The organism is Kribbella sp. NPDC043289 (assembly GCF_056436705.1).
In genome coordinates, this window is sequence record NZ_JBWKCB010000004.1 from 642381 (window position 1) to 666074 (window position 23694).

The window sequence follows — 23694 nt, forward strand, 5'->3', positions numbered from 1 at the left end:
CCTAACTGGACGGACGGATGATCCGTTGGTCAATCGCCCGGGCGACGGCCGCGGCTCGGGTGTCGACCTCGAGCTTGGTGTAGATGTGCGCGAGGTGTGACTTGATCGTCGCCTCGCTGACGAACAACCGGCGGGCGAGGGTGCGGTTCGACAGGCCGGTGGCGAGCAGGTTGAGGATCTCGACCTCGCGGTCGGTGAGCGTCGGGCCGGAGCGCCGCACCAGCCTCGCGGCGACGGCCGTGCGCGCTAGCGCATCCGCCTGCCTCGGACCGGCCGACGGCAGGCCGATCGGGATGTCGATCCCGATCACCCGCAACTCTCCGTCCTGCTCGGCCGCCGCCACCAGGTCCGCGATCGTCACCCCGAAGTACGCCCGCAGATCCCCCGTGATCCCGACCCAGCCCTTCCGGCAGGCATCGACGCCGAGGACGTGGTCAGTCATGCGTGAGGCAGCGAGACGGCAGCTCGAACCAGCGCAGGTGATCGAAGTCGGTGTTGACCTGGCCCTCGGCATCGATCCGGTCCTGCTGACACGTGGACAGCAGATCGCGGGCCTCGGCCAGGTACTCATCGAGCGCCGACTCGGGGGCGGTGTGGTCGTGGCGCGGGTACCGGAGCCTGCCGTCGGCGTCGTACCCGACCTGGGAGAGCCGCATCGGGGGCTCGACCGGTCCGCGGTGATGGCGCCAGAGGCCGCTCGCCGGGTCGAAGCGGTAGTCGCCGAGCAGCCGCCGCCCGTCCCGAGCGACGAGCTTGACGGCCTCGACGACGTACGTGAAGACGGCCTCCGAGATGAAGTAGTTGAAGTTGACCCGCACCCAGCCCGGCTTGATCCCCTCGCAGCCGTGCAGGATCTCCTCCTCGAACTCGTGCGAGCGGTCCAGGTCGATGCCGAGCAGGGTGTGACCGTACGGACCGGCGCAGGAGCAACCGCCGCGGGACTGGATCCCGAAGAGGTCGTTCAGCAGGGCGACCACGAAGTTGTGGTGCAGGTACCGGCCCGAGGGCGCCTTCACCACGAACGACACGATCGAGAGCCGCTCGGAGTCGAGGTTGCCGAGGATCTGCAGACTCGGTTCCGCGATCCAGGCCTCGACCGCGCGCCGCAGGTACGCGTCCTCGTGCGCCCGGATCACGTCGATCCCGACCGCCTGCTTCAGCTGGAACGCGAGCCCGGCCCGGATCGACCCGATGATCGCCGGCGTCCCGCCCTCCTCCCGGTGCACCGGATCGTCGAGGTACCGATGCTCCAGCGGGTTCACGTACGCGACCGTGCCCCCACCGGGTACGTCGGGCACTCGGTTGCGGAGCAGTTCGCGCCGAGCAACGAGTACGCCGGGAGTCCCCGGACCACCGATCAGCTTGTGCGGGCTGAGGAAGATCGCGTCCTTGTACGACAGCGGGTCGCGGTCACGGCCGCCGTACATGTCGATCTCGACGTACGGCGCGGCGGCAGCGCAGTCCCAGAACGAGAGCGCGCCGTGCCGGTGCAGCAGGGCCGAGACGCGCTGCGTGTTGCTGACGATGCCGGTGACGTTGCTCGCGGCCGAGAACGAGCCGATCTTCAGCGGTCGCTCGACGTGCTCGCGCAGCCTCGCTTCCAGCTGATCGATGTCGATGTGGCCGTCCGCGTCCTGCCCGATCACCACCACATCGGCGATCGACTCACGCCAGGGCAGCTCGTTGGAGTGATGCTCGTACGGCCCGATGAAGACGACCGGCCGCTGCTCCGGCGGAATCTGGTCGATCAGGTGATAGGTGTCGTCGAGCTCCGCGGGGATCCGCAGGCCCATGATCCCGATCAGCTTGTCGATCGCACCGGTCGCTCCCGACCCGCAGAAGATCACCGCGGTCTCGTCGTCGCCGCCCACGCTGGTGTGGATGATCCGGCGGGCGTCCTCCCGGAGGCGGGTGGTCTGCAGGCCGGTGCCGCTCGACTCGGTGTGGGTGTTCGCGTACCGCGGGAGCACCTCCTCGCGAATGAAGTCCTCCAGGAAGGTGAGCGCGCGACCGGACGCCGTGTAGTCGGCGTACGTCACCCGGCGTGGACCGTACGGCCCGGGCATCACCTGGTCGTCACCGATCACCGACGCCCGGATCCGCCGCAGCAACGGCGTGTCCGCCGGCATCCCGGCCCGCTCGTCCGACTGCTCCCCCTGGATGGCCATGGCGCCAGGGTAGAGCCGGAGCGTGACAATCGTCTCGTGTTCCGGCGATGACCTGTGGATAAGGTCGGTGCCAGTCGAGGGCGAGGAGTGGGGATGACGTTTTCCAGCGAGCTGTGGGACCGCGGAGCAGCCTCCGTGTACGGCGAGATCGTCCGGCACCCGTTCATCACGGGACTGACCGACGGGACCCTCGACCACGACGCGTTCCGGTACTTCATCATCCAGGACAGCCACTACCTGCGCTCCTACTCCAGAGCGCTCGCTCTGGTCGCCGGCCGGGCCACCGACGAGGACGCGGTCAGCATGTTCGCACTGCATGCCGCCAACGCGATCGCCGTCGAGCGGGAGCTGCACACGTCGCTGCTGGCGTCGCTGGGGCTCACGTCCGGGGATGTCGACGCAGCAGGGTCCGGTCCGACCACGACGGCGTACATGTCCTATCTGACCGCCGTGTGCTCCACGGGGACGTACGCCGAGGCAGTGGCCGCCGTACTGCCCTGCTACTGGATCTATCGAGACGTCGGCCGGGAACTGCTCCAGCGGTCCTCACCGGACCCGCTGTACCGGAAGTGGATCGAGACGTACGGCTCGGAGGAGTTCGACGCGGTCGTCGAGTCGGTGCTTGCGGTGACAGACAAGCTGGACGTGGGCGCCGCGGAGCGGGAACGTTGTCATCAGCACTTCGCTACAACGTGCCGCTACGAATGGATGTTCTGGGACGCCGCGCACCACAAGCTCGATTGGCCGGTGGGATGAAGGACTTCTACGACGTCGTCATCGTCGGGGGTGGGCACAACGGCCTCGTCGCCGCCACGTACCTGGCTCAGTCCGGCCTGTCCACGCTGATCGTCGAGCAACAGGCCCACACCGGCGGCGCAGCAGTCAGCGAGCGGGTGTTCCCCGGCGTGGACGCCCGCCTCTCCCGGTACTCGTACCTGGTCAGCCTGTTGCCCGACAAGATCGTCACCGACCTCGGTCTGCATCTGGACCTCCGCTCCCGCTCAGTGGCGTCGTACACGCCCGTACGTCGTGGTGGGCGCGACGTCGGCCTGATGGTCGAGCGGCCGGAAGGCGCCGGCACCAGGGAGTCGTTCCGGACGCTGACCGGCGGCGAAACGGAGTACAAGGCCTGGACCGACTTCTACGGGTCCGTCGGGTCGCTGGCCGCCGTTGTCGCACCGACGCTGCTCGAACCGCTGCGGCCGGCCGCTGACCTCCGCTCGCGTGTCGACAGCGCACTGTGGGACGAACTGGTCGAGCGACCGCTCGGAGAGAGCATCGAGCGCCGGTTCACCGACGACACCGTGCGTGGCGTGGTGGCGACGGACTCCGTCATCGGAACGTTCGCCGGGCTGCATGACGGGTCGCTGATCCAGAACCGGTGCTTCCTGTACCACCTGATCGGCAACGGCAACGGCGAGTGGCGCGTACCCGTCGGCGGCATGGGTGCGGTCACCGACGCACTGGCAGCGGCTGCACGCCGTGCAGGCGCCGCACTGGTCACCAACGCGTCAGTCACCTCGGTCGAGGTCGACGGGAACCGCGGATCAGTCACCTGGCTCGGCGGTGACGGTGAGCGGTCCGTCGACTGCACCTGGGTGCTCTCGAACGTCGCACCGTCCACTCTGGCTGCACTGCGTGGTCAGACCGGCGTGGAGAAGCCGGAGGGGTCGCAGCTGAAGATCAACCTGCTGCTCCGCCACCTTCCCGCCTTGAAGTCCGGTGACGACCCGAGGCAGGCGTTCGCGGGCACGTTCCACATCGACGAGGACTACAGCCAGCTCGAGTCGGCGTACCGTACCGCCGCGGGTGGCGAGCTGCCCGCCGTACCGCCGTCCGAGGTGTACTGCCACTCACTGACCGACCCGTCGATCCTCTCCCCCGATCTGGTTGCCTCCGGCTACCACACACTCACCGTCTTCGGCGTCCACTTCCCCGCCCGGTTATTTGCCTCCGACAACGATTCGGTGCGCTCCGAGGCGACGCGCCGCGTGCTCGCCGGGCTGGAGTCGTACCTCGCCGAGCCGCTCGAGGACTGCATCGCCCGCGACGCCGACGGCAACCTGTGCGTCGAGGCGAAGACGCCGTACGACATCGAGGAATCCGTCGGCATGCCCGGCGGCCACATCTTCCACGGCGACCTCCAGTGGCCGTGGGCCACCGACCCCGCCGACGCCGGCCGCTGGGGCACCGAAACCGACGTCCCGAATCTCCTGATCTGCGGCTCCGGCGCCCGCCGCGGCGGCGCCGTCTCCGGCCTCGGCGGCCACAACGCAGCGATGACCGTCCTCACCCGCTAACCGATTTCGTACTTCCCCGATCCCCCTGCTAGAGTCCTCTTCGTTGCAAGCGCCGCTAGCTCAATTGGCAGAGCAGCTGACTCTTAATCAGCGGGTTCGGGGTTCGAGTCCCTGGCGGCGCACAACAGCCCAGGTCACGCAAGTGTCCTGGGCTTCTTCATGTCTGCTGCGCACTCGATACGCACTCATTTGCCGAGCAGCGCTCACGAGTTGATCGGCACACGGCCATCACGAGCCCAGCGAGCGGGCCTCATCTGATCATGACTGTGCGTCACATCACATCGCTTCGCATCGTCGCCGGAATGTCCATTCCCGGCGATGGGCCGGCGTTGAGCAGCCAACCATCGCGGCGGCTGGAGGCTTGGCATGGCGAAACCACCGATCCCCCTCGGGTCCTGGGGCGAGATCTCGCCCTGGGTCAAAGACACAGATACGAACGGCAAGCCCACCAAGTACAAGTCGCAGGCCAAGTTCCGCGACCACGACGGTCATGTCCGCCAAGTCTCGGCGTACAGCAAAACCAAGACAGCGGCCGAACGCGCCCTCCTCAAGAAGCTCCAGGAGCGAGCGAAGACGAATCAGTCCGGCGAGCTGACCGCGATGCACAAGATCAACCACCTCCTCGACCTCTGGGAGAAGAGATTCGAAGGACTAATCGCCGACGGGAAGCGCTCGCCCACGTCCCTGGACACCTACCGCCGAGCTCTCAAGAACCACGTCCGGCCCGCCCTCGGCGAACTCCGCATCGGCGAAGCCAGCACACCTCGCATCGACACCGTCCTCACCAAGATCAAAACCACCGCCGGCGCACCCACCGCCAAAACCTGCCGCGCCATCATCTCCGGCGCCATGAAACTCGCCGTCCGCTACGGCGCCATCCCTGTCAACCCCGTCCGCGAAGTCGACACCATCGAAGCCCCCACCAAAAACCCACCCCGCGCCCTCACCAGCCACGAAGTCCGCCTCCTCCGCACCAGCCTCACCGCCGACGAGCGAGCCACCGAAGCCGACCTCCCAGACCTCGTCACCTTCATGCTCGCCACAGGCGTCCGCATCGGCGAGTCCCTCGCCGTCCTCTGGCACCAGGCCGACCTCGAAGCCGGCACAGTCGCAATCACCCACACGATCGCCCGCATCTCGGGCGAAGGCCTCATCCGCAAAGCCACAAAGTCCAAGGCCGGCGAACGCCTACTCCACCTCCCCGACTGGGCCCTCACGATGCTCCGCAGCCGCCATGCCGCAGGCATCCGTCTCGACGAACCCCTCTTCGCCGACACCCGCGGCGGCTACAGAGACCCCTCCAACACCCGACGAGCCCTCCGCACCGCTCTCTCACCCATCGGGAGCACCGCCCGCCATGACCTAGGCGCCAGCCTCAAACTCCTCCGCCGCCAAAGCAGGATGACCCGCAAAGAAGTCGCAGACACCCTGAGCTGGCCGCAGACCCGCATCGAACTCATCGAAACCGGCCGCCTCAAAGTCGACCACCAAATGATCTCGGCCCTCGTCGCAACCTACGGAGTCCGACTCCAGAACCACCACCTGCTCCTCGCCCAACTCCACGACGCCACCCAACCCACCGAATCCGACAAACTCGCCTGGATCCGCTCCCACGCGCTCCGCAAAACCGTCGCCACCACCCTCGACCAAGCCGGCCACACAGCCCGCCAAATCGCCGACCAACTAGGCCAAGCCAAAGTCTCCATCACCCAAGACGTCTACATGGGCCGCCAAGCCGCCAACCCCGCCGCCGCCCACGCCCTAGAACAAGCTTTCGACGACCCCGACCTCCGTTAGGCAGGCGACTGGCGCGCGCATACACCAGCCGACGAGCAAAGCTGAGGAGCCAACTCGGTGCCGGCCATCGATCTGACCCGAAGCGCCTCTGTCTACCTCGGGAGACAGAGGCCTCGCCGAATCCCCGATGCGATCCCCACCACCCCAGAGCGACACCGGGGAACAGATGACAACCTGCCTTGACTTCAACTTCATCGCACATTCGGCACACCAGCCCGATGCCGCGCCCGATGTCAACCCGCATCAGTTCGTACCCCGCGGGGGCACCGTCTACAGCCTGTCCAAACAAGGCGTCGGCAACCGGGGCCACCCGTCATCGCGCTGACCGTCGCCGAGGACCGCACCATCGGGCCCGCTGCGCGAACCTATCCTGGGCCCCGCCACCAGCGACCAGACTCAGGCGGTCGTAGGACGGACCTCCTCAGGGAGGTGAGACTATCTATCCTCCACGTGAAGCGAGCTCACCGAGAGAGTCCACTGAATGCGCCGAATGACGCCGCTGGCCTGTGCACTGGCCATCTTTCTCCTCGGCGCCTGCAACTTCACCCGACAGGCAACAACAGCAGCCACGCAACAGATGCGGACGCCGACGGGTCTGCTGCACGAGTAGGTGACAGTTTCGGTCACGCGGCCTGACTGGCCGGTGTGGTCATGATTGTTTCGTATTCGATGGGGGTCAACCGGCCGAGGGCGGCTTGGCGTCTGCGGCGGTGGTAGGTCCGTTCGATCCAGCCCACGATCGCGATCCGGAGTTCCTCGCGGGTGGACCAGGTCCGCCGGTCGAGAACATTCTTCTGCAGCAGCGCGAAGAAGCTTTCCATGGCCGCGTTGTCTCCGGCCGCGCCGACTCGGCCCATGGAGCCGACCAGGCCGTGGCGGCTGAGTACCCGCACGAATTTCCTGGACCGAAATTGCGATCCGCGGTCGGTGTGCAGAACGCAGCCGGCGACCTCATCGCGGCGGGCGACGGCGTTGTTGAGCGCGGCCACGGCGAGGCGGGATTTCATCCTGGAATCGATGGAGTAGCCCACGATCCGGTTGGAGTAGACGTCCTTGACCGCGCACAGGCACAGCTTGCCCTCGCCTGTGCGGTGTTCGGTGATGTCGGCCAGCCACAGCTGATTCGGGTTCTGTGCGGTGAAGTCACGGCGGACGAGGTCGTCGTGGACCGGCGGGCCGGGCTTCTTGCCGTTCTTGCCGCGTCTCTTGCCGAACACGCTCCACCAGCCCATGGACGAACAGAGCCGCCACGCGGTCCGATCGGCCATCGACACGCCCGCGTCGCGGGCTTCGTCGACCAGGAACCGGTAGCCGAACTCCGGGTCGTCGCGGTGCGCGTCGAACAAGGCGTTGGCGCGGTAGGCCTGCTCGAGCTCGGTAGCGGTGACCGGCTGGGCCAGCCACCGGTAGTACGGCTGGCGAGCGATCTTCAGTACCCGGCACGTCACCGCCACCGGAACCCCGGCGGCGGCCAGCTCGCTCACGAGCGGGTAGAGCCTTTTCCCGGAAGATGTGCCTGCGAAAGGTACGCCGCCGCACGGCGCAGTACCTCGTTCTCCTGCTCCAGCAGCTTGATCCGCCGGCGGGCCTCGCGCAGCTCGGCCGACTCACCACGAGACACACCCGGCCCGCCACTCTTGGCGCCGTCGTCGACCTCGGCCTGGCGCAGCCACTTGAACAACGTCATCGGATGAACCCCGAAGTCCTTGGCGATCTGCTCAACCGTCACTCCGGGTCCCCGATCGCGAGCCACGCGAACCACGTCGTCACGGAACTCGCGGGGATAGGGCTTTGGCACAGCAACATCCTTCCAGGCCACCTCTCGGCAAGCCATCTCAGATGTCACCTATCCGTGCAGCAGTCCCGACCGGCACCAGCGCGTGCTTCAACTTCGGATACAGCACCGGTACGTGGGCCAGTGGTTCGCAGATCAAGGACAACATCTGCTACATGGCCAACAAGCGCGGCTCGGGCAAGACAGGTCAGCTGTACTACAACCCGTACACCCAGACAGGGATGACGTTGGCGAACAACCTGTACTACGGGCCGAACACAGCCGGCTGGCGCTGGGGCGGCACGACCTACAGCACCTTCGCAGCATGGCAGGCTGCCGGACTGGAGACGGCCGCCGTGTGGGGCGACCCGCTGTTCACCTCGCCCGGGTCCGGCGGCACCTGCTCGTGGTCACCCCCGTCCGGCACCGGGCCTCAGCCGTGCCCGCAGGCCTACACCCTCAAGACCGGCTCCCCTGCACTCGGAGCAGGCGTGACAGTCGCCGGCAACGGCGGCATCGACTACTACGGCACCGCCATCCCAACCCCACCGAACATCGGAGCCGACGCCGGCTGACCCCCTGACCACCAGCCCGCAACGGTCGGCATCGGTTCCCGAACGGGAACCGATGCCGACGAAGGGGGCGAACCACGGTTTGATACGCCCGCGTAACATCACTGCACATCGCCCCACAGCGAACGCGTCGATACCCCAACAACGCAAGGCCCCTGACGGCGCATCAGGCCGTCGGGGCTGCGCCGTTCCACGGCCTGGCCGGCGGACCGGCCACCTGTGCATCGAAGGCGAACAGGTGCCGCGAGGGATCGAACGCATACCGGTAGATGTAGTGGGATTGACCCGTCTCGACGGAGAGGGTTGATGTGAGGTGGCGTTCTGGCGGGGGCCCTCACTGATAGTCGGTACGGATCGCACACAGTTCTCTCCCCTCACGGTCCTAGCGGTCGCCGGCCGCGACACGGCCTGCTCGAGGCATTCCCGGCGGCCCAGGCCGGTATCAGAACATGGTGTTGTTGTTGGGGGCGGCGGTCTCGGGTACGTCTTGTTCGGCGGTCCAGTGCTCGACGATCTTGGCGTCGCGGACCCGGAAGAGATCGACAACGGCTCGGCCGCGCTTGCCCGGGCTGTCGACGTAGTGGCTGTGCACGGCAACCAGGTCACCTTCGGCGATGACTCGCTTCGATGTCACGCTCAACTGCGGGAACTTCTCGAAGTAGAAGCCCAGGTCGGCCTTCAGACCGCCCACGCCGTCGGGGATACTCCGGTTGTGTTCGTGGTACTCGGCGCCGACGCAGGCGTCGATCGCGGCTAGGTCCTTGCGGACCAACAACTGGTCCACGAACGCGATGACAACCTTCCAGTTGTACGCGGTGAACCAGCGCTGCCCCAGCGTCTCGGTCCGCGGCTCGCTGAGGGTGGCGAACATGTCGTTGCCGCCGGCGGTCGTTGCGCGGGTCGCCAACCACGTTGCACGCATGGTTGTCGCCCCGCCATGGCGCGACGGAGGGCAGGCTCAGTACATCGAGTACCCCGTCCAATATCTCACCGCGCACGGAACCTCTGCTGCCCGCCAGTGGGCGCTGGAACACCTCCAGAAGCCGCTTGCCCTGAACCACCGACCGATCAGCGATCAGAGATTCTGGTTGACCTCGCCGACGTACTCACCCAGCTGGTATTCGACGTCCAGGCCCTTGTCGGCGGTCAGCGCGCGGAGGGCCATCGCCCGCGGCAGGAGTCCCGGGCCCGTCAGGGAGTCCACGAACTCGCCGTACGAGGCGATCAGGTCGGCGTCCGGAGGCAGGGTGGCCCGGCCGACCATCGCCTTGGCGGTCGCCAACGCCTGGCGGTCGAAGGAGGCCAGGCGAGTGACTGTTGCGTCGACGAAGGCGTCGAGTTCCGAGTCCGGCAGAGCTCGCGTGACCCATCCCCAGCGCTCGGCCAGGTCGGGGTCGTAGTCCGCACTGCCGAGGATCGCCTCGAGCGCCCGGTCGCGGCCGATGGACCGCGGGAGTCGCTCGGCCCCACCGCCGCCGGGCACGATGCCGACACCGACCTCGGGCTGGCCGAAGAACGCCTTCTCCCGACTGACGTACCGCAGGTCGCAGGCGAGGGCCAGTTCGTTGCCGGCGCCACGGGTGCGACCCCGGATGGAGGCGATGCTGACATACGCGGCCTTGCTCAACCGCAGGACCAGATCGGTCCACACCGGCGCGTCACCTTCGTGCTCGGGCACAGGCAGGTTGCCGGCCTCGGCGCCGTCGAAGTGGTTGAAGAAGAAGTCGGGTACGTCGCTGGAGAAGACGACGACCTGGATGTCGGGGTCGTTGTCGAGTTCGCGGACGATCTCGTGCAACGTCACCACGGTCTCGGGAATCACCAGATTCACCGGAGGATTCGCGAACGTGATCTTGGCGGTTCGGGGTGTCGTGCGCTCGAAGCGGATCGTGCTGGACTGGTTCATCGGAAGGCTCATTTCGTCTTAGTCGCTTGGTTGACGTCTGAGGTGTGCTGTTCGGCGTTCACCAGGGCCAAGGCGTTGCGGATGCCCTGTTCCAGGAGCTCGTCGGAGAGTTGCCGGTCGGTCAGGGCGCGGGACAGTTGCAGGGTCCCGGCCAGCAGGCCCAGCAGGCTGAGTGCCTTCACCCGCGACGACAGCGGGTCTCCGGGTGTCATGCGGGCCGCGAGGCCGTCGATGACCACCAGCACCCCGTCGGTGTAGGCCTGCCTGGTCGTGTCACCGCTGCGCGCGATCTCGTCAAGCAGGGCCGCGTTAGGACAGCCCTCGTCGTGGTCGTCGCGGTGGCCGGGCGACAGGTACCAGCGCACGATCTGTTCGAGACCGGCCGGGCCGGGCTCGGCCTGCTCGACGATGTTCGTATGCAGTGTGTGCAACTGGTCGGCGATCGCGGTGTCAACCAGGTCGTCCTTGGACGCGAAGTGCGCGTAGAAGGCGCCATTGGTCAGACCCGCATCCTTCATCAACGTCGCGACCCCGGATCCGTCGATACCGTCCCGCTTGAACCGCCGACCGGCCGTCACGACGATCCGCTGCCGGGTTTCCTGCTTGTGTTCCTTCGTGTACCGCACCATGTGTTTCTCCAGTTCAGCGAGGCGTACGGAGTAGCCCTCGACTGCCTTGTTGTTATCAGCAGTTCGTTCTATTCGTTGGAACCACCGCCGATGCGGCCCTCGCGCAGCGCGCGGGCGTACGTCTTGGCATCAAGCAAGGGCAGATCGCCCGTCGCGTCCGTTGCGACGACGTACTCGAGCATCCGCTTCTGGGCTTCTTGGTCCTGATCTCTCACGAGGAACTCCGCGTGCTCGACCCGCAGCCCGGCCGGCAGCGGCTTCGAGGCGCCGAAGTACACCGACCGCTTGATCGCTCCGAGCGACTTCTTCGACCGCAGGCTCAGGTACTCGGCTCGCTCGATCGCGCGCTCGAGCACCCGGTTCTGCGGTACGACTTCGTCGACAGCGCCGAGAGCGAGGGCTTCCGCAGGGGTGAACGGCCTGCCCTCGAGGATCGCGGCCAGCGATTGCCGGGAGCCGATCAAGCGAGTCAGGCGCTGGGAACCCCCGCCGCCGGGGGTGAGCGCGAGCAGTACTTCGGTCAGGCCGATGACAAAGTCTCCGTCTGCCATGATCCGCACATCACAGGCCCAGGCGAATTCCGCGCCGATGGCCAGCGCCGAGCCGTTGAGTGCCGCGATGAAGATGGTGCCGCTCGCGTTCATCTTCAGGAACGTCGCGTGCAGGCCGTCGAGTTGCAGGAGGGTCTTCAGCTTGGTCTTGGCTGCGAGTGACCTGATGCCCGGCATCTTGTTGATGGCGGTCGCTATGCGGAAGACGATCCCCGCGATCCGGGTATTGATGGGTGGAAATCCGACGCCGCCCTCCTGGAGCCAGGTGATGTCCGCGTGGCTCAAGAATCGATCGGGATGGGTTCCCGTGAACACGACGGCGTGGATGCCGGGATCCTTGTCAGCCCTGTCGACGAGTCTGCCGAGTTGAGCCGCCATGCCCGGATCCAGCAGCGCATGCTCACCGCCATTGATGCGGACGATCAAGGTGGTGCCGTGTTCTTCTGTTTCCAGTCCTGTTGTGACTTCGGACATCATGATTTGTCTCTCCGTAGCTGTTGATGTCGCGGACAGATCGAAGGTGGGCGATCAGCTCGGCATCCGGTTGAATCTGCGGATGACGCGGTCGAAGATCCGGGCCGGGGCGACGCGGTACACCGCGTTGATGGTCCGGGCGGTTCTACCGGCGGTGTGCCGCAGTTTCGGGTTCCGGTCGGTTGCCGCCCCAACGATCACTTTGGCGACGACGGCGGGATCGTCGCCGCTGCTGAGGTTCTTCTCCAGCAGCTCGTCGTAGTTGCGCCGTCCCGCCGCGTAGAGCGGCATGGGGGTGTCGGCCACGACGCTGTGGTCCCCGAACGGGGTTTTGATCGAGCCCGGCTCGACGAGCAGAACCCGGACGCCGTACTCGCGGACCTCGTGATCCAGCGACTGCGAGTAGCCCTCGGCCGCTTGCTCGGTCGAGACGTAGACGGTCATGAACGGGCGTTGTTGAGGCGCGGTGCTGCGGCCGGTTCCGATCGCCCGGAAACCTGCGGCGGCCAGCGCGATCGCTGTCGCCTCTCCGATGCCTGAGGACGCGCCTGTTACCAGCGCGACCTGCTGAGTCGCCGTCATCGTGAGCTCCTGAAGTTTTAGATTACGTTCATACGACAATAGGTTCGCTGGTGGCCCCGGGGCAAGACCATCCAGGGATTAAATTACGATCATACTCTCAGTGAGAGCGGCAGGAGGAATTGCGCAGACTGCGCAGGACGCTGCGGGACTGCGGGTGGCGTGATCCGCGCGGTCGACGGCGTCACCTTCGATATCGACGCCGGCAAGACTGTCACGATCATCGGCGAGTCCAGCTCCGGTAAGTCGACGACGGCGATGGCACTGCTACGGCTGCTTGCGGACGATCTCGCCGTAGTGGCGGGACAGGCCGAGCTCGCCGGCAAGGACGTGATCGGGACCCGCAAACACATCAGCGCCCTCCGCGGGCGCGCGGTGGTGCTGGTCCCCCAGGATCCGATGACCGCGCTGAACCCCATCGCCACAGTCGGCCGGCAGATGATCGAAGCGATCCGGCTGCGGCACCACTGTGGCAAGGCCGACGCCCGCGATCGAGCGCTAGCACTGCTCCGTCAAGTCCACCTCAGCCGGCCTGAGCAGCGCCTGAAACGACGACGCTGACCGAACGCCGGTTGCGGCCGTTGCGGCACCGGATCCAGGTCGTGTTCCAGGACCCGTGCAGCTCCCTCGATCCACACCTCGACGCCCAGCACATCGTCGCCGAACCGATCGCGGTCCGCGGCGAACGATCCCGCCGTACCAGGGAGAAGCGCGCGGCCGAACGACGCCGGTGCCGCCGGAATCATCGTGCCACTCGTCGACACGGCCGACGACGCGGCTCGGGCGGTCGCGGCTGCGACGTACCCTCCTGGTGGTGTCCGTTCGTACGGGCCGATGCGGTCGATGCTGCGGATCGGACCGAAGCCTGCCGAGGGTAACCACCTGGTCGATCGTCTCACCGACGGCGGCCGCATTGTGCTCATCGGCAGCCGGACGGCAACCGGAGTGGCCGGCAAAAGTCAGTACGCCGCCACCAAGGCAGCGCTCCGCGCCCTCGCCCGCTCGTGGGCCGCCGAGCTCGCACCCCGCCACATCACGGTCAACGTCATCGAGCCCGGCCCCACCGACACCGCGATGCTCACCGACTCGGCTCGGGCTGCCACCCCACCCGTCGTCCCGCCCCTGGGCCGCCTCATCCAACCCGACGAAGTCGCGGCGCTCGCCCAGTACCTTCTCTCCGACAGCGGCGCCATGATCACCGGCCAACACCTGACAATCTGCGGCGGCGCTTCCCTCTAGACCGCGGTTCACGCGGAAAGCGCCGCAGCGGCGGGCGCCGCTCTGCTGCCGAGTGTTCGCAGCCGGCATTGCGCCTCCATGGCCGGTCGCATCTTCGAGGCTCCTTGACAGATTGACTGAGTGCGCTCATTATTGAGTCAACTCAGATAATTGGTTGGGCATCAACCATCGAAACGAAGGAAAGTCGTCATGCGAGCGTTCGTCGTCACGCAGTACAAGGAGCCGCTGCAGCAAGCGGATGTGCCCGAGCCTGTGGTCAGGGAGCACGACGTGCTCGTACAGGTCGAGGCCGCCGGGCTGAACCTGCTCGACGAGAAGATCCGGACGGGCGAGTTCAAGCAGATCCTGCCGTACAAGCTGCCTCAGATCCTCGGGAACGACGTCGCCGGAACGGTGATCGGCGTCGGCGCGAAGGTGCACGGATTCCGGCCCGGCGACGAGGTGTACGGCCGGCCCGACAAGGACCGGATCGGAACGTTCGCGGAGCGCATCGCGGTCGCCGAGGCCGACCTCGCGCTCAAGCCCGTATCGATCAGCATCGAGGAAGCAGCCTCGCTGCCGCTGGTGGCCTTGACCGCGTGGCAGGCACTGGTCGAGCGCGGCAACCTGCAGCGCGGGCAACGGGTCCTCATCCACGCCGGCGCCGGCGGCGTCGGAACGATCGCGATCCAACTCGCCAAGTACCTCGGCGCCACGGTCGCCACCACGGTCAGTGCCGGCAACGCCGACTTCGTGCGTGAGCTCGGGGCGGACTTCGTCATCGACTACCGCAGCCAGGACTTCGAACAGCTCGTCGAAGGCTACGACCTGGTGCTGGACAGCCTCGGCGGGAAGAACCTCGAGAAATCGCTCCGGGTACTGCGCCCCGGTGGCAAGGCGATCGGGATCGCCGGCCCGCCAGATCCGGCGTTCGGCCGCGAACTCGGCGCGAACCCGGTGCTCCGGCTGGTCATGTCCGCCCTCAGCAGCCGCATCCGCCGTCAGGCCCGGCGGCTCGGCGTGACGTACGAGTTCCTCTTCATGCGCGCCAGCGGTGACCAGCTTCGCCAGATCGGCGCGCTCGTCGACAGCGGCGTACTGCGTCCCGTCGTCGGGCGGGTGTTCGACTTCGATCAGACCGTGCAGGCAGTGCAGTCGCTCGACAAGGGCGGCATCCGCGGCAAAGCCGTCATCAGCCGGCCATAACAACCCCTAACAACCCGCAACAACCCGCAACAACCCAGACGAACCAGGAGAACGTCATGAACACGAACGACAACGTCATCACCGCCTACAAAGACTCGCCTGCCCGCACCATCGACGCCAACGGCGTCACGTTCGCGTATCGCGAGCTGGGGCCGAAGGGCGGGATCCCCGTCGTCTTCTTCGTCCACCTCGCCGCGACCCTCGACAACTGGGACCCCCGGATCATCGACCCCATCGCCGCAGAGCACCACGTCATCGCCTTCGACCAGCGCGGCGTCGGCGCCTCCACCGGCCGCGTTCCCGACAGCGTCGAGGCGATGGCCGACGACGCCTACGCCTTCATCACCGCACTCGGGTTCGACAAGATCGACATCTTCTCGTTCTCCCTCGGCGGCATGGTCGCCCAGGCCCTCGTCGTGAAGCACCCGGGCTTGGTCCGCAAGCTCGTCCTCACCGGCACCGGCCCCGCGGGCGGCAAGGACATCGACAAGGTCGCGGGCACGACGTACTACGACATCCTGCGGGCGACCCTGACCCGGTCGGACCCGAAGGAGTTCCTGTTCTTCAACCGCAACGCCACAGGTAAGCCGGCCGCCCGCGCGTTCGTGAAGCGCCTCGAGGAGCGCACCACGAACCGCGACGCGCCGATGGCGCTGAGGGGGTTCCAGACGCAGCTCAAGGCGATCAAGAAGTGGGGGCGCTCCGCCCCCGCCGACCTCTCGACGATCACCCAGCCCACTCTGATCGCCAACGGCGACAACGACCGCATGGTGCCCTCGATCCTCTCCGAAGACCTGCACCGCCGCATCAAAGGCTCCGAGCTCGTCATCTACCCCAACTCCGGCCACGGCGGCATCTTCCAGTACCACGACAAGTTCGCCCCGGTCGCGGTCGAGTTCCTCTCCCGATGACCGCCCACGACCGAACCAGGAGAAGAAGGGCAACATCATGAGTACGTCACCGTCCGCCGCGCAACTACGTGTGCACAAGCACCTGTCCTCGTCCATCCCACTCTGGGTGCGTACCGACCAGCCTCGCCAGACCGGCATGGACTATTGGAAGGGCCCGCACTCGAAGATCATCTCTGCCACGCCCGGTTTGGAGGAGTACCGGCAGATCCACCTGGCCGAGGACAACCCCGGCCGGTGGCCGGTCACCGACGGGGTCGAGACCTCGATCCCCGCCGACCGCAAGATCGACGGCGTCGCGGAAGTCACCTTCCACTCCGCGCTCTCACCCCTGCTCGGGCGCAAGCAGACGCAGCTGGCCTACAAGGACGAGATCAACGTGTTCCGCCGCACGCTCCTCTACACCGGTACGCCGAACTCGTCGCGCTGGTATGACGTCGCGGGCCCAGGAGAGACTGTCGGTGCCCGTGCCATGGTCTACCTCCGGCGCAGAGACGGGGTCGGCGCCGGCGAGTTCCGGAAGGTCATCAAGGAGCAGCTCGTTCCCGCGCTCGCCGGCACCGGAGTGCTCAAGGAGCTTCGTACGCAGACGTTCCTGCCCTGGATCGAGAAGCTCTGGGACACGCCGAACGTTGCCCACGACAACCCCCACGACCAGCAGTTCCACGCCTCGCTCATCGTCGGGTTCACCGACGTCGGAGCACGCGATGCCTTCTTCACCGGCCCCGTGATCGAGGAACTGTCCAACCAGCTGGCGCTGCTCGCCTCCGCGATCCACGCGTACGACGTCGACGCCGCCCTCACGTACGTCGAGAACGGCACGATCCTGCCGCATTACGAGCAATAGCTCCCAACAGAAAGAACCTGAACATGCCTTCCCTCAACGGAGCAGTCGTCCTGGTCACCGGGGCCAATGGCGGCATCGGAACCGAAGTCGTCCACCGAGCTCTCGCGCGCGGCGCGGCGAAGGTCTACGCCACCGCCCGCACTCCGCAGACCTGGGACGACGAGCGCATCGTCCCTTTCACCCTCGACATCACCGACGCCGAGTCCATCGCCGCCGCCGTGGCCGCGGCGCCGGACGTGACGGCGCTCATCAACAACGCGGGCGCCCTCCCGCCGAGCGCAAGCCTGCTGGAGGTGACCGAGACCGACATCCGGGCGAACATGGAGACCAACTTCTTCGGACCCGTCTTCCTCGCCCGCGCGTTCGCGCCCGTCCTCACAGCCAAGCCGCAGTCCGTTCTCGTGGACGTGCATTCAGTTGCGAGCTGGTACGGGTTCGGCGGCGCCTACAGCGCCAGCAAGGCCGCGCTCTGGTCGGCCACCAACTCGCTACGGCTCGAGCTCGCTCCCCATGGCGTCCACGTGACGGGCGTGCACATGGGGTACGTCGAGACCCGCATGGCTGCCCACGCGGACGGGCCCAAGCTGCAACCTGCCGAACTCGTGACCCTGGTGTACGACGCCGTCGCGGCCGGTGCGTACGAGGTCATCGGCGACGCGCTGACCGCCCACGTCAAGGCCGGTCTGAGCGGTCCTGTCGAGGCGCTCTATCCGGAGGTCACCACCACGACGGCTCCCTAGTCGCCGTGGAAGAATGAACGCCGGCGCCTTCGAGCCCACACAGCAGAAAAGGACGGCAGCCATGCCATTGGCCTCCCACCGAGTCGGACGTCGCGAGCGGAACAAGCAAGAGAAGCTCGAGCGCATCACCGCCGCAGCCCGGGATTTGTTTGCCGAGCGCGGCGTCGACGAGGTCACTACCCAGGAGATCGCAGACAAGGCCGACATCGGAGCCGGCACGCTCTTCCTCTACGCCAAGACCAAGGGCGAACTCCTGCTGCTCGTGCAGAACTCGACGTACGCAGAAGCGCTCGCCCAAGGAAAGACGGCTGCCGAGGACATTCCCGACATGCTCGACGCGGTGATGGCGATCATCCGCCCCGTCGTCGAATGCAACCGAAAACAGATCGACAACGGGCGCACCTACTTGCGAGAGATCGTCTTCGGCGACCCCGCCGAACCCCACCATCGCGACGCACTCGGACTGACCGTCCAGACCGAGAAAGCGATCAGCGACGTACTACGACGAGACCAACGCATCAGCGCAGACGACGCCGCGACACTCGCCCACATCGTCTCCGCGATCATGTTCGTCAGCATGGCCGCGACCATCAACCTCGCCAACCCCATCGCCGACATCGTGAAGGAGATCAAAGACCAGGTCCAGGTCCTGCTGCCGGCCTGAATCCCGGACGCCGGCACCGACGGCCCGCCTCAACCTCACCGACTCGACGCCGCCGAGCGCACCGACCTCCCCGACCTGTACGACGGCGTACAACTCCCCGACCATCCACCGAACGTTCCCAATGACACCCAGTCCGGCGATGCTCGGCGACTAGGGGAGCCTGCGGTTGGTGCGCCACGCCTTGTACGCCGATATCGAGTCGGCCTGCTGCTGGTAGGCGGCCAGGAGCGCATCCCGTATTGACGGCACGTGATCGGCGACCGGGGCGGCGGTTGCCCAGACGAGGCGTTCGCGAGCCCACATGGGGTCGCCGGCGAGTGGGCGTACGACGGCGTTCTCCCGCTCGACCGTGACAGCTCGGCACAGTGAGACGCCGTGGCCCTGGCTGATCAGCGAGAACACGACACTGGCGTTGGTTCGCTGGATGCGGCGCGGTGTGAAGCCGGCCCGGCGGCAGGCCTCACGGAACATCGCGCGCATCCGCTTGTCCTTCCCATCGCCGGGCAGCCAGTGCTCGGCGGCCAGGGCGGCGAGCGGGATCTCGGACTCGACCGCGAGCGCGTGGTCCTTCGACAGCACGACGAACACCGGCTCGACGTGCAGCACAGTTTCGCTCAACCCGTCCGGCAGTCCGAGCTCGTACCCTGGGTAGTCGACGGTGAGCCCGACTTCCAGCCGGGCCTCGGCGAGCAGTTCGAGCAGTTCCTCGTCGGAGTCGCAGAGGTGCAGCGAGACCTCCGTATCCGGAAGCAGCTGCCGCGTCACGGTCACAAGTGCGGCCGCCAGCGGTCCGGCCGTCGCACCGAGGCGCAGGCTGGTGAGGTCTGCGTCGGCCTCGCGCCGGCGTACGTCCCGGAGCAGGTCGTCATGCAGGGTGATCATGCTCTGCGCATGTGACGTCACCATCGTGCCCAGCGCCGTCGGCCGGGCACCGCTTCCGTCGCGGAGGAACAGCGGTCCGCCCAGCAGGCGTTCGATCCGCTGTAACTGTCCGGTCACAGCCGGCTGACTCTGGCCGAGCCGCACCGAGGCGCGGCTGATACTGCCCGTCTCGGCGATCGCGGCGACGAGTCGCAGGTGACGGATCTCCAGATCCATAACGCGATGTTATGGCCAGATCGGAGTACCCGGGAGGGGTGTCCGAATCTCAGACTTTTCCTGACATATCAGGAAGGAAACTTATGTCTCGACTGTCCCGGCGCCTGATCGGTCTCGCGCTGAGCACCGCCCTCCTGGCACTTCCCCTGACCGCCACCGGCCAACCGCAGCCCGCCGGCTGGACCGTCGGGAAGTCCAAGTCCCAGAATCAGATTCCGACCGGGAGCTGGGTCACACTGCTGACCGGTGACCGGGTCTTTGTCGACGGCAACAGGATCTCGCTCGATCCCGCCCCCGCCCCCGGCCGCGACCAGCTCGGCTTCACCCAGCACCAGCAGGATGGCCATCAGTACGTCGTACCGAACGACGCCCTGCGCCTCGTCTCGAGCAACCAGGTCGACCTGCGGCTCTTCGACGTCACCGGACTGGTCCAGGCCGGGTATGACGACGCCCACGTCGCCGAGCTGCCGACGATCGTCTCGTACGGCGCGACCACTCCGCCGAAGCTGCGGGCAGCTCGCGTCACCGAGAGCCTGCCCGCTCTCCGCGCCGCCGCGATCAAGGTCGGCAAGGCCAAGGCCCGCGACTTCTGGACCGACGTCACCGCCGGCAGCGCGACGAAGCGCACCACCGCTCCAGGCATCGCCCGGGTGTGGCTCGACGGCAAGCGTGAAGTGTCGCTCGACCAGAGCGTCCCGCAGATCGGCGCACCGGCCGCGTGGGCCGCCGGGTACGACGGAACCGGTGTGACCGTCGCCGTTCTGGACACCGGCATCGACGACACCCACCCCGACCTCGCCGGCAAGATCCTCGAGGAACAGAACTTCAGCGACGCCGCCGACACCGAGGACAACGTCGGCCATGGCACCCACGTCGCCTCCACCGTCGTGGGCAGCGGCGCGGAGTCGGGCGGCAAGTACAAGGGTGTCGCGCCCGGCGCGAAGCTGCTGATCGGGAAGGTCTGCAGCACCAGGAGCTGCGCCGAGTCGGCGATCCTGGCCGGCATGGCGTGGGCCGCATCCAAGGCCAAGGTCATCAACATGAGCCTCGGCGGCACCGACTCGCCCGGCATCGACGTCCTCGAGGAAGCCGTCAACCGGCTGACCGCACAGACCGGCGCCCTCTTCGTCATTGCCGCAGGCAACAACGGCGCCACCGGCGGCGTGTCGTCGCCGGCCACCGCCGACGCGGCACTGGCGGTCGGAGCGGTCGACAAGCAGGACAACCTCGCGGACTTCTCGAACCGCGGCCCGCGAGACGACGGCGCGATCAAGCCGGACATCACCGCACCCGGCGTCGGCATCGTCGCCGCGCTTGCGAAGGGCTCCGACTATCCGCAGTACGCTCCCGGGTACACCCAACTCAATGGCACGTCGATGGCCACGCCGCATGTGGCCGGCGCGGCAGCCCTGCTCGAGCAGCAGCATCCACAGTGGACTGCTACCCAACTGAAGACGGCGCTGACTGCCGCAGCCAAGCCGAACCCTTCATTGACCGTCTTCGAGCAAGGCGCCGGCCGGGTCGACGTCGCCCGTGCGGTCCGGCAGGCCGTCCTGCCGAGCGTTTCCAGCCTCGCACTCGGCTCGCAGCCGTGGCCGGCCGACGACGACACCCCTGTCACCAAGACAGTGACCTACCGCAACGACGGCACCTCTCCGGTGACGCTCGACCTGTCGACCACGGGGACCGGTCCGGACAACGCTCCCGCTCCGGCTGGATTGTTCACAGTCAGTCCGGCACAGCTCGTCGTACCGGCCGGCGGTACGGCGGACGCCGTACTGACCGGTGACACGCGGGTGCCGTCGGCAACCGGCACGTTCTCGGGAGCGCTGACCGCAACCAACGCCGACGGGTTGTCGGTGCGGGTGCCGTTGACGATCAGCAAGGGGCACGAGGAACGGACCGTCACCTTCAAGGTGACCGACCGGACCGGCGCACCGTCGAGCGACTACGCGATCTGGGCGACCGGGCTCGACCTCGACGTCTTCAAGTTCCCGTACAACGCATCCGGGACGGTCACCGCCAAGCTGCGGCCGGGCCGGTACCACGTGCAGGCGTCGGTGGTCAGTCCGGACGGCAGCTCCACCCTGCTGGTGCAGCCGAACCTCACTGTCGGTCACTCCGATGACGGTGTGGTCGAACTCGACGCCCGCAAGGGCACGCCCGTTTCGGTGACGGTGCCGAAGGCCTCCGCCCGGACCAAACTGGCCTCGGTCGGTGCGTATCGCGTGCTGCCACGCGGCGGCGCGATCGACGCGCGCATCACCGGCCCTGACTTCAGCAAGCTGTTCACAGCGGACCTGGGCGACGAGGTCACGGCGGACGAAGGCACCCTGGTCACGGACGTCACGAGCCGCTGGGCCGAGCCGACAGCGGACGGGACGTTCTACAACTCGCCGTACGAGTACGACATCGTCGACTTCGTCCGTGGACACTTCCTCACGAATTACCAGCACACCGTCCGCCAGAGCGAGCTGGCAACGGTGACCACCCGCAACCACAGCGTCTGGCCCGTCAAGCAAACGGGCTTCATGCACAACTGGGGCTTCCCGGCAGAGGGTGGCGGTGCGATCTCGGCGGCGATCCAGTACGACGTACCGGGCATCCGGACCGTCTACTACACCGCGAAAGACGTGACCTGGAACCACCGCTGGGACATCAGCGGCGGTAGCCAGACCCAGTTCTGGTACGACGGCGCCACCTGGCAGCCAGGTCGTCACTACACGGTCGACTGGCAGCGTGGACCGGCCGGACCGAAGTTCAACGCGCGCACGTACGTCGCCCGGGTAGGCAACACGATCTTGCTCAACGTGCCGCCGTTCGGTGACGACTCCGGTCACACGGGATACTCGTTGCTCGACAGCGGGCGCGTCGGCTTCTACCAGAACGGCGTGAAACTGGCCGAGATCCCGACATACTTCTACGACGCCAGCGGACCGGTGCCGCCCGAGGAAACGCCGTACCGGTTGGAGTACGACGTCAACCGGACAACCGGGTTCAACGCGTCGACGAAGGTCAGTGGCTCGTGGACGTTCAAGTCCTCCCAGGTCGGGACCGACAAGTGGACGTACCTGCCGCTGTCGTCGTTCGCCTTCACCCCAACCGTTGACCTCGCCAACAGTATGCGAGGAGGTACGCCGTACCTGGTGCCGATCAGCCTGAAGACTCAGCCGGGGTCGACGCCATCGGCAACCCGCAAGATCACCGTCTCGGTCTCGTACGACGAGGGCGCCACCTGGCAACCCGTCACGCTGATCCGGACCGGCACCGACACCTGGCTCGCATCCCTGCGCCACCCCGCCAAGGGCTCGGTGTCCTTCCACGCCACCGCGGAACGCGCCGACGGCGGCACGACCGACTACACAGTGATCCGCGCCTACAACCTGCGTTAGACCCCCATCCCACAACACACGGTTCCTCGCGGTGAAGGCGACCACACCTTCGCCGCGAGGCGCCCAGGGCTGACGCGCTTATCTCAGCTCAGATCCGTGGAGGTTCGGCGGTACAAGCAACCGAGGCGTGGCGAACCGGCCGCAACCGAAATTGTCCCGGCCTCGGCTGGTCCGTTCGAGTTGCCCTGGGGTCATGATGAGCCCATTGGACTGACGCCATTGCTCGCTTGGCCGGTCAGGACCGCACCCGAGATGACACCGAGGAGGTGATCGGCGCGGTGCGCGAACGAGGGCTGATCGTAGAGCCACGCAAGTGCCGCGACCAGCGCGAACAGGTCGGTGCCGTCGATGTCGTCCCGCGCCTTGCCCGCCTCGTGAGCGCGTTCGAGGGCCCGCGTGCCTGCATCGTGCAGAGCGACGCACGACGCATTGAGTGCGGACTCCGTGTCCTCCATGGCTGCCGACAGCAGCGGCGCGACACCCCGATACTTGTGGGTGAGCGCGACGCTGTCGCGGAGCCAGGAAATGAGGGCGTCCTCGGGTGTGCTCGACGTTTCGCGGTCGGCTGCTTGTGCCGTCAGCTCGTCGACAGTGGTGCGGAGCAAGGCTTCGAGGAGCGCCTCTCGTGTCGGGAAGTGACGGTACAGCGTGCCGAGCCCGACGCCTGCTCTGCGGGCGACGTCGCGCAGCGACGCCTCAGCGCCTTGTTCGGTCACGACGTCGTGCCCCACCGCGAGCAGGCGGTCGTAGTTCTTCCTGGCGTCGGCTCGCATATGTCCATACCTTTCTTCTTGGGTTGATTCGGTCATTCGTAGGATCGGGAGGCCCAGGGGAGCTGGGTGTGGTTGTCATGTGTCAGCCGTGTTTGTGG

The 23694-nt window shown here is 66.9% G+C and carries 23 protein-coding genes and 1 tRNA gene; 14 read left to right on the forward strand and 10 right to left on the reverse strand.

Going from position 1 to position 23694, the window contains the following annotated elements:
- Position 1: 1 nt before the first annotated feature.
- Together AC0662_RS27465 and AC0662_RS27470 are read right to left on the reverse strand one after the other, a co-directional pair.
- Positions 2-442, reverse strand: coding sequence for a response regulator transcription factor (locus tag AC0662_RS27465; RefSeq protein ID WP_478304186.1), 441 nt, complete (start codon positions 440-442; stop codon positions 2-4).
- Complete coding sequence (locus tag AC0662_RS27470; protein ID WP_478304188.1) at positions 435-2168, reverse strand: aminotransferase class V-fold PLP-dependent enzyme; 1734 nt, start codon at positions 2166-2168, stop codon at positions 435-437. The genes AC0662_RS27465 and AC0662_RS27470 overlap by 8 nt, the downstream gene beginning before the upstream one ends.
- Before the next feature lie 93 nt (positions 2169-2261).
- Here AC0662_RS27470 and tenA point away from each other — a divergent pair, with 93 nt between their 5' ends.
- The 5 genes from tenA to AC0662_RS27495 all read left to right on the forward strand — a co-directional run bounded on the left by tenA (position 2262) and on the right by AC0662_RS27495 (position 6875).
- Positions 2262-2924, forward strand: a complete 663-nt coding sequence (tenA, locus tag AC0662_RS27475) for a thiaminase II (protein ID WP_452195506.1) — start codon at positions 2262-2264, stop codon at positions 2922-2924.
- The gene (locus tag AC0662_RS27480; RefSeq protein ID WP_452195615.1) at positions 2921-4468 is read left to right on the forward strand and encodes a phytoene desaturase family protein; all 1548 of its coding nucleotides are present in this window, start codon (positions 2921-2923) and stop codon (positions 4466-4468) included. Before tenA ends, AC0662_RS27480 begins: the two co-directional genes overlap by 4 nt.
- Positions 4469-4517: 49 nt before the next feature.
- A tRNA-Lys gene (locus tag AC0662_RS27485) sits at positions 4518-4590 on the forward strand.
- Positions 4591-4834: 244 nt separating this feature from the next.
- The gene (locus tag AC0662_RS27490) at positions 4835-6265 is read left to right on the forward strand and encodes a helix-turn-helix domain-containing protein (RefSeq protein WP_452195504.1); all 1431 of its coding nucleotides are present in this window, start codon (positions 4835-4837) and stop codon (positions 6263-6265) included.
- Between the two features lie 481 nt (positions 6266-6746).
- Positions 6747-6875, forward strand: coding sequence for a hypothetical protein (locus tag AC0662_RS27495; RefSeq protein WP_452195503.1), 129 nt, complete (start codon positions 6747-6749; stop codon positions 6873-6875).
- Between the two features lie 13 nt (positions 6876-6888).
- Here the strand turns inward: AC0662_RS27495 and AC0662_RS27500 are convergent.
- Positions 6889-8063 (reverse strand): IS3 family transposase gene (locus AC0662_RS27500; RefSeq protein ID WP_452195501.1). Its coding sequence is split into 2 segments (ribosomal slippage): positions 6889-7767 and positions 7770-8063, totalling 1173 coding nucleotides; the frame shifts between segments, so codons are not numbered across the junction.
- Between the two features lie 41 nt (positions 8064-8104).
- On the opposite strand from AC0662_RS27500, the gene AC0662_RS27505 reads away from it, so the two are divergent.
- Positions 8105-8614 carry a hypothetical protein gene (locus AC0662_RS27505; protein WP_452195499.1) on the forward strand — a complete coding sequence of 170 codons (510 nt, stop codon included), beginning with the start codon at positions 8105-8107 and terminating at the stop codon, positions 8612-8614.
- Positions 8615-9053: 439 nt separating this feature from the next.
- Here the strand turns inward: AC0662_RS27505 and AC0662_RS27510 are convergent, their stop codons facing one another.
- From AC0662_RS27510 to AC0662_RS27530, 5 genes are all read right to left on the reverse strand, one after another.
- The gene (locus tag AC0662_RS27510) at positions 9054-9533 is read right to left on the reverse strand and encodes a nuclear transport factor 2 family protein (protein WP_452195497.1); all 480 of its coding nucleotides are present in this window, start codon (positions 9531-9533) and stop codon (positions 9054-9056) included.
- Positions 9534-9686: 153 nt separating this feature from the next.
- A complete protein-coding gene (locus AC0662_RS27515) occupies positions 9687-10517 on the reverse strand; it encodes an enoyl-CoA hydratase/isomerase family protein (RefSeq protein ID WP_452195496.1) in 831 nt (276 codons plus the stop codon).
- An 8-nt stretch (positions 10518-10525) separates the two neighbouring features.
- Positions 10526-11146 (reverse strand): TetR/AcrR family transcriptional regulator, encoded by a 621-nt coding sequence (locus AC0662_RS27520; RefSeq protein ID WP_452195494.1) that lies wholly within the window; start codon positions 11144-11146, stop codon positions 10526-10528.
- Between the two features lie 68 nt (positions 11147-11214).
- Positions 11215-12174 (reverse strand): enoyl-CoA hydratase/isomerase family protein, encoded by a 960-nt coding sequence (locus AC0662_RS27525; protein ID WP_452195492.1) that lies wholly within the window; start codon positions 12172-12174, stop codon positions 11215-11217.
- A gap of 51 nt (positions 12175-12225) precedes the next feature.
- The gene (locus AC0662_RS27530; RefSeq protein ID WP_452195490.1) at positions 12226-12753 is read right to left on the reverse strand and encodes an SDR family NAD(P)-dependent oxidoreductase; all 528 of its coding nucleotides are present in this window, start codon (positions 12751-12753) and stop codon (positions 12226-12228) included.
- 159 nt (positions 12754-12912) lie between these two features.
- Between AC0662_RS27530 and AC0662_RS27535 the strand changes: the two genes are divergently transcribed.
- The 7 genes from AC0662_RS27535 (at position 12913) to AC0662_RS27565 (ending at position 18333) form a co-directional block, all read left to right on the forward strand.
- On the forward strand, positions 12913-13311 hold the full coding sequence (locus AC0662_RS27535) for an ATP-binding cassette domain-containing protein (protein ID WP_452195488.1): 399 nt from the start codon (positions 12913-12915) through the stop codon (positions 13309-13311).
- A 186-nt stretch (positions 13312-13497) separates the two neighbouring features.
- Positions 13498-13989: an SDR family NAD(P)-dependent oxidoreductase gene (locus AC0662_RS27540; protein ID WP_452195486.1), complete on the forward strand. Its 492-nt coding sequence runs from the start codon at positions 13498-13500 to the stop codon at positions 13987-13989.
- A 189-nt stretch (positions 13990-14178) separates the two neighbouring features.
- On the forward strand, positions 14179-15174 hold the full coding sequence (locus AC0662_RS27545; RefSeq protein WP_452195484.1) for an NADP-dependent oxidoreductase: 996 nt from the start codon (positions 14179-14181) through the stop codon (positions 15172-15174).
- A 56-nt stretch (positions 15175-15230) separates the two neighbouring features.
- Positions 15231-16085, forward strand: coding sequence for an alpha/beta fold hydrolase (locus tag AC0662_RS27550; protein WP_478304194.1), 855 nt, complete (start codon positions 15231-15233; stop codon positions 16083-16085).
- 37 nt (positions 16086-16122) lie between these two features.
- Positions 16123-16929: a hypothetical protein gene (locus AC0662_RS27555; protein WP_478304196.1), complete on the forward strand. Its 807-nt coding sequence runs from the start codon at positions 16123-16125 to the stop codon at positions 16927-16929.
- Positions 16930-16952: 23 nt separating this feature from the next.
- Positions 16953-17669, forward strand: a complete 717-nt coding sequence (locus AC0662_RS27560; protein WP_478304198.1) for an SDR family oxidoreductase — start codon at positions 16953-16955, stop codon at positions 17667-17669.
- 13 nt (positions 17670-17682) lie between these two features.
- Positions 17683-18333 carry a TetR/AcrR family transcriptional regulator gene (locus AC0662_RS27565; protein WP_452195477.1) on the forward strand — a complete coding sequence of 217 codons (651 nt, stop codon included), beginning with the start codon at positions 17683-17685 and terminating at the stop codon, positions 18331-18333.
- Between the two features lie 150 nt (positions 18334-18483).
- Here AC0662_RS27565 and AC0662_RS27570 read toward each other — a convergent pair whose 3' ends face one another.
- Positions 18484-19431, reverse strand: a complete 948-nt coding sequence (locus AC0662_RS27570; RefSeq protein ID WP_478304200.1) for a LysR family transcriptional regulator — start codon at positions 19429-19431, stop codon at positions 18484-18486.
- An 83-nt stretch (positions 19432-19514) separates the two neighbouring features.
- Here AC0662_RS27570 and AC0662_RS27575 point away from each other — a divergent pair, with 83 nt between their 5' ends.
- Positions 19515-22823 (forward strand): S8 family peptidase, encoded by a 3309-nt coding sequence (locus AC0662_RS27575; protein ID WP_478304202.1) that lies wholly within the window; start codon positions 19515-19517, stop codon positions 22821-22823.
- A 191-nt stretch (positions 22824-23014) separates the two neighbouring features.
- Here AC0662_RS27575 and AC0662_RS27580 read toward each other — a convergent pair whose 3' ends face one another.
- A complete protein-coding gene (locus tag AC0662_RS27580; protein ID WP_478304204.1) occupies positions 23015-23596 on the reverse strand; it encodes a TetR/AcrR family transcriptional regulator in 582 nt (193 codons plus the stop codon).
- Between the last annotated feature and the right edge of the window lie 98 nt (positions 23597-23694).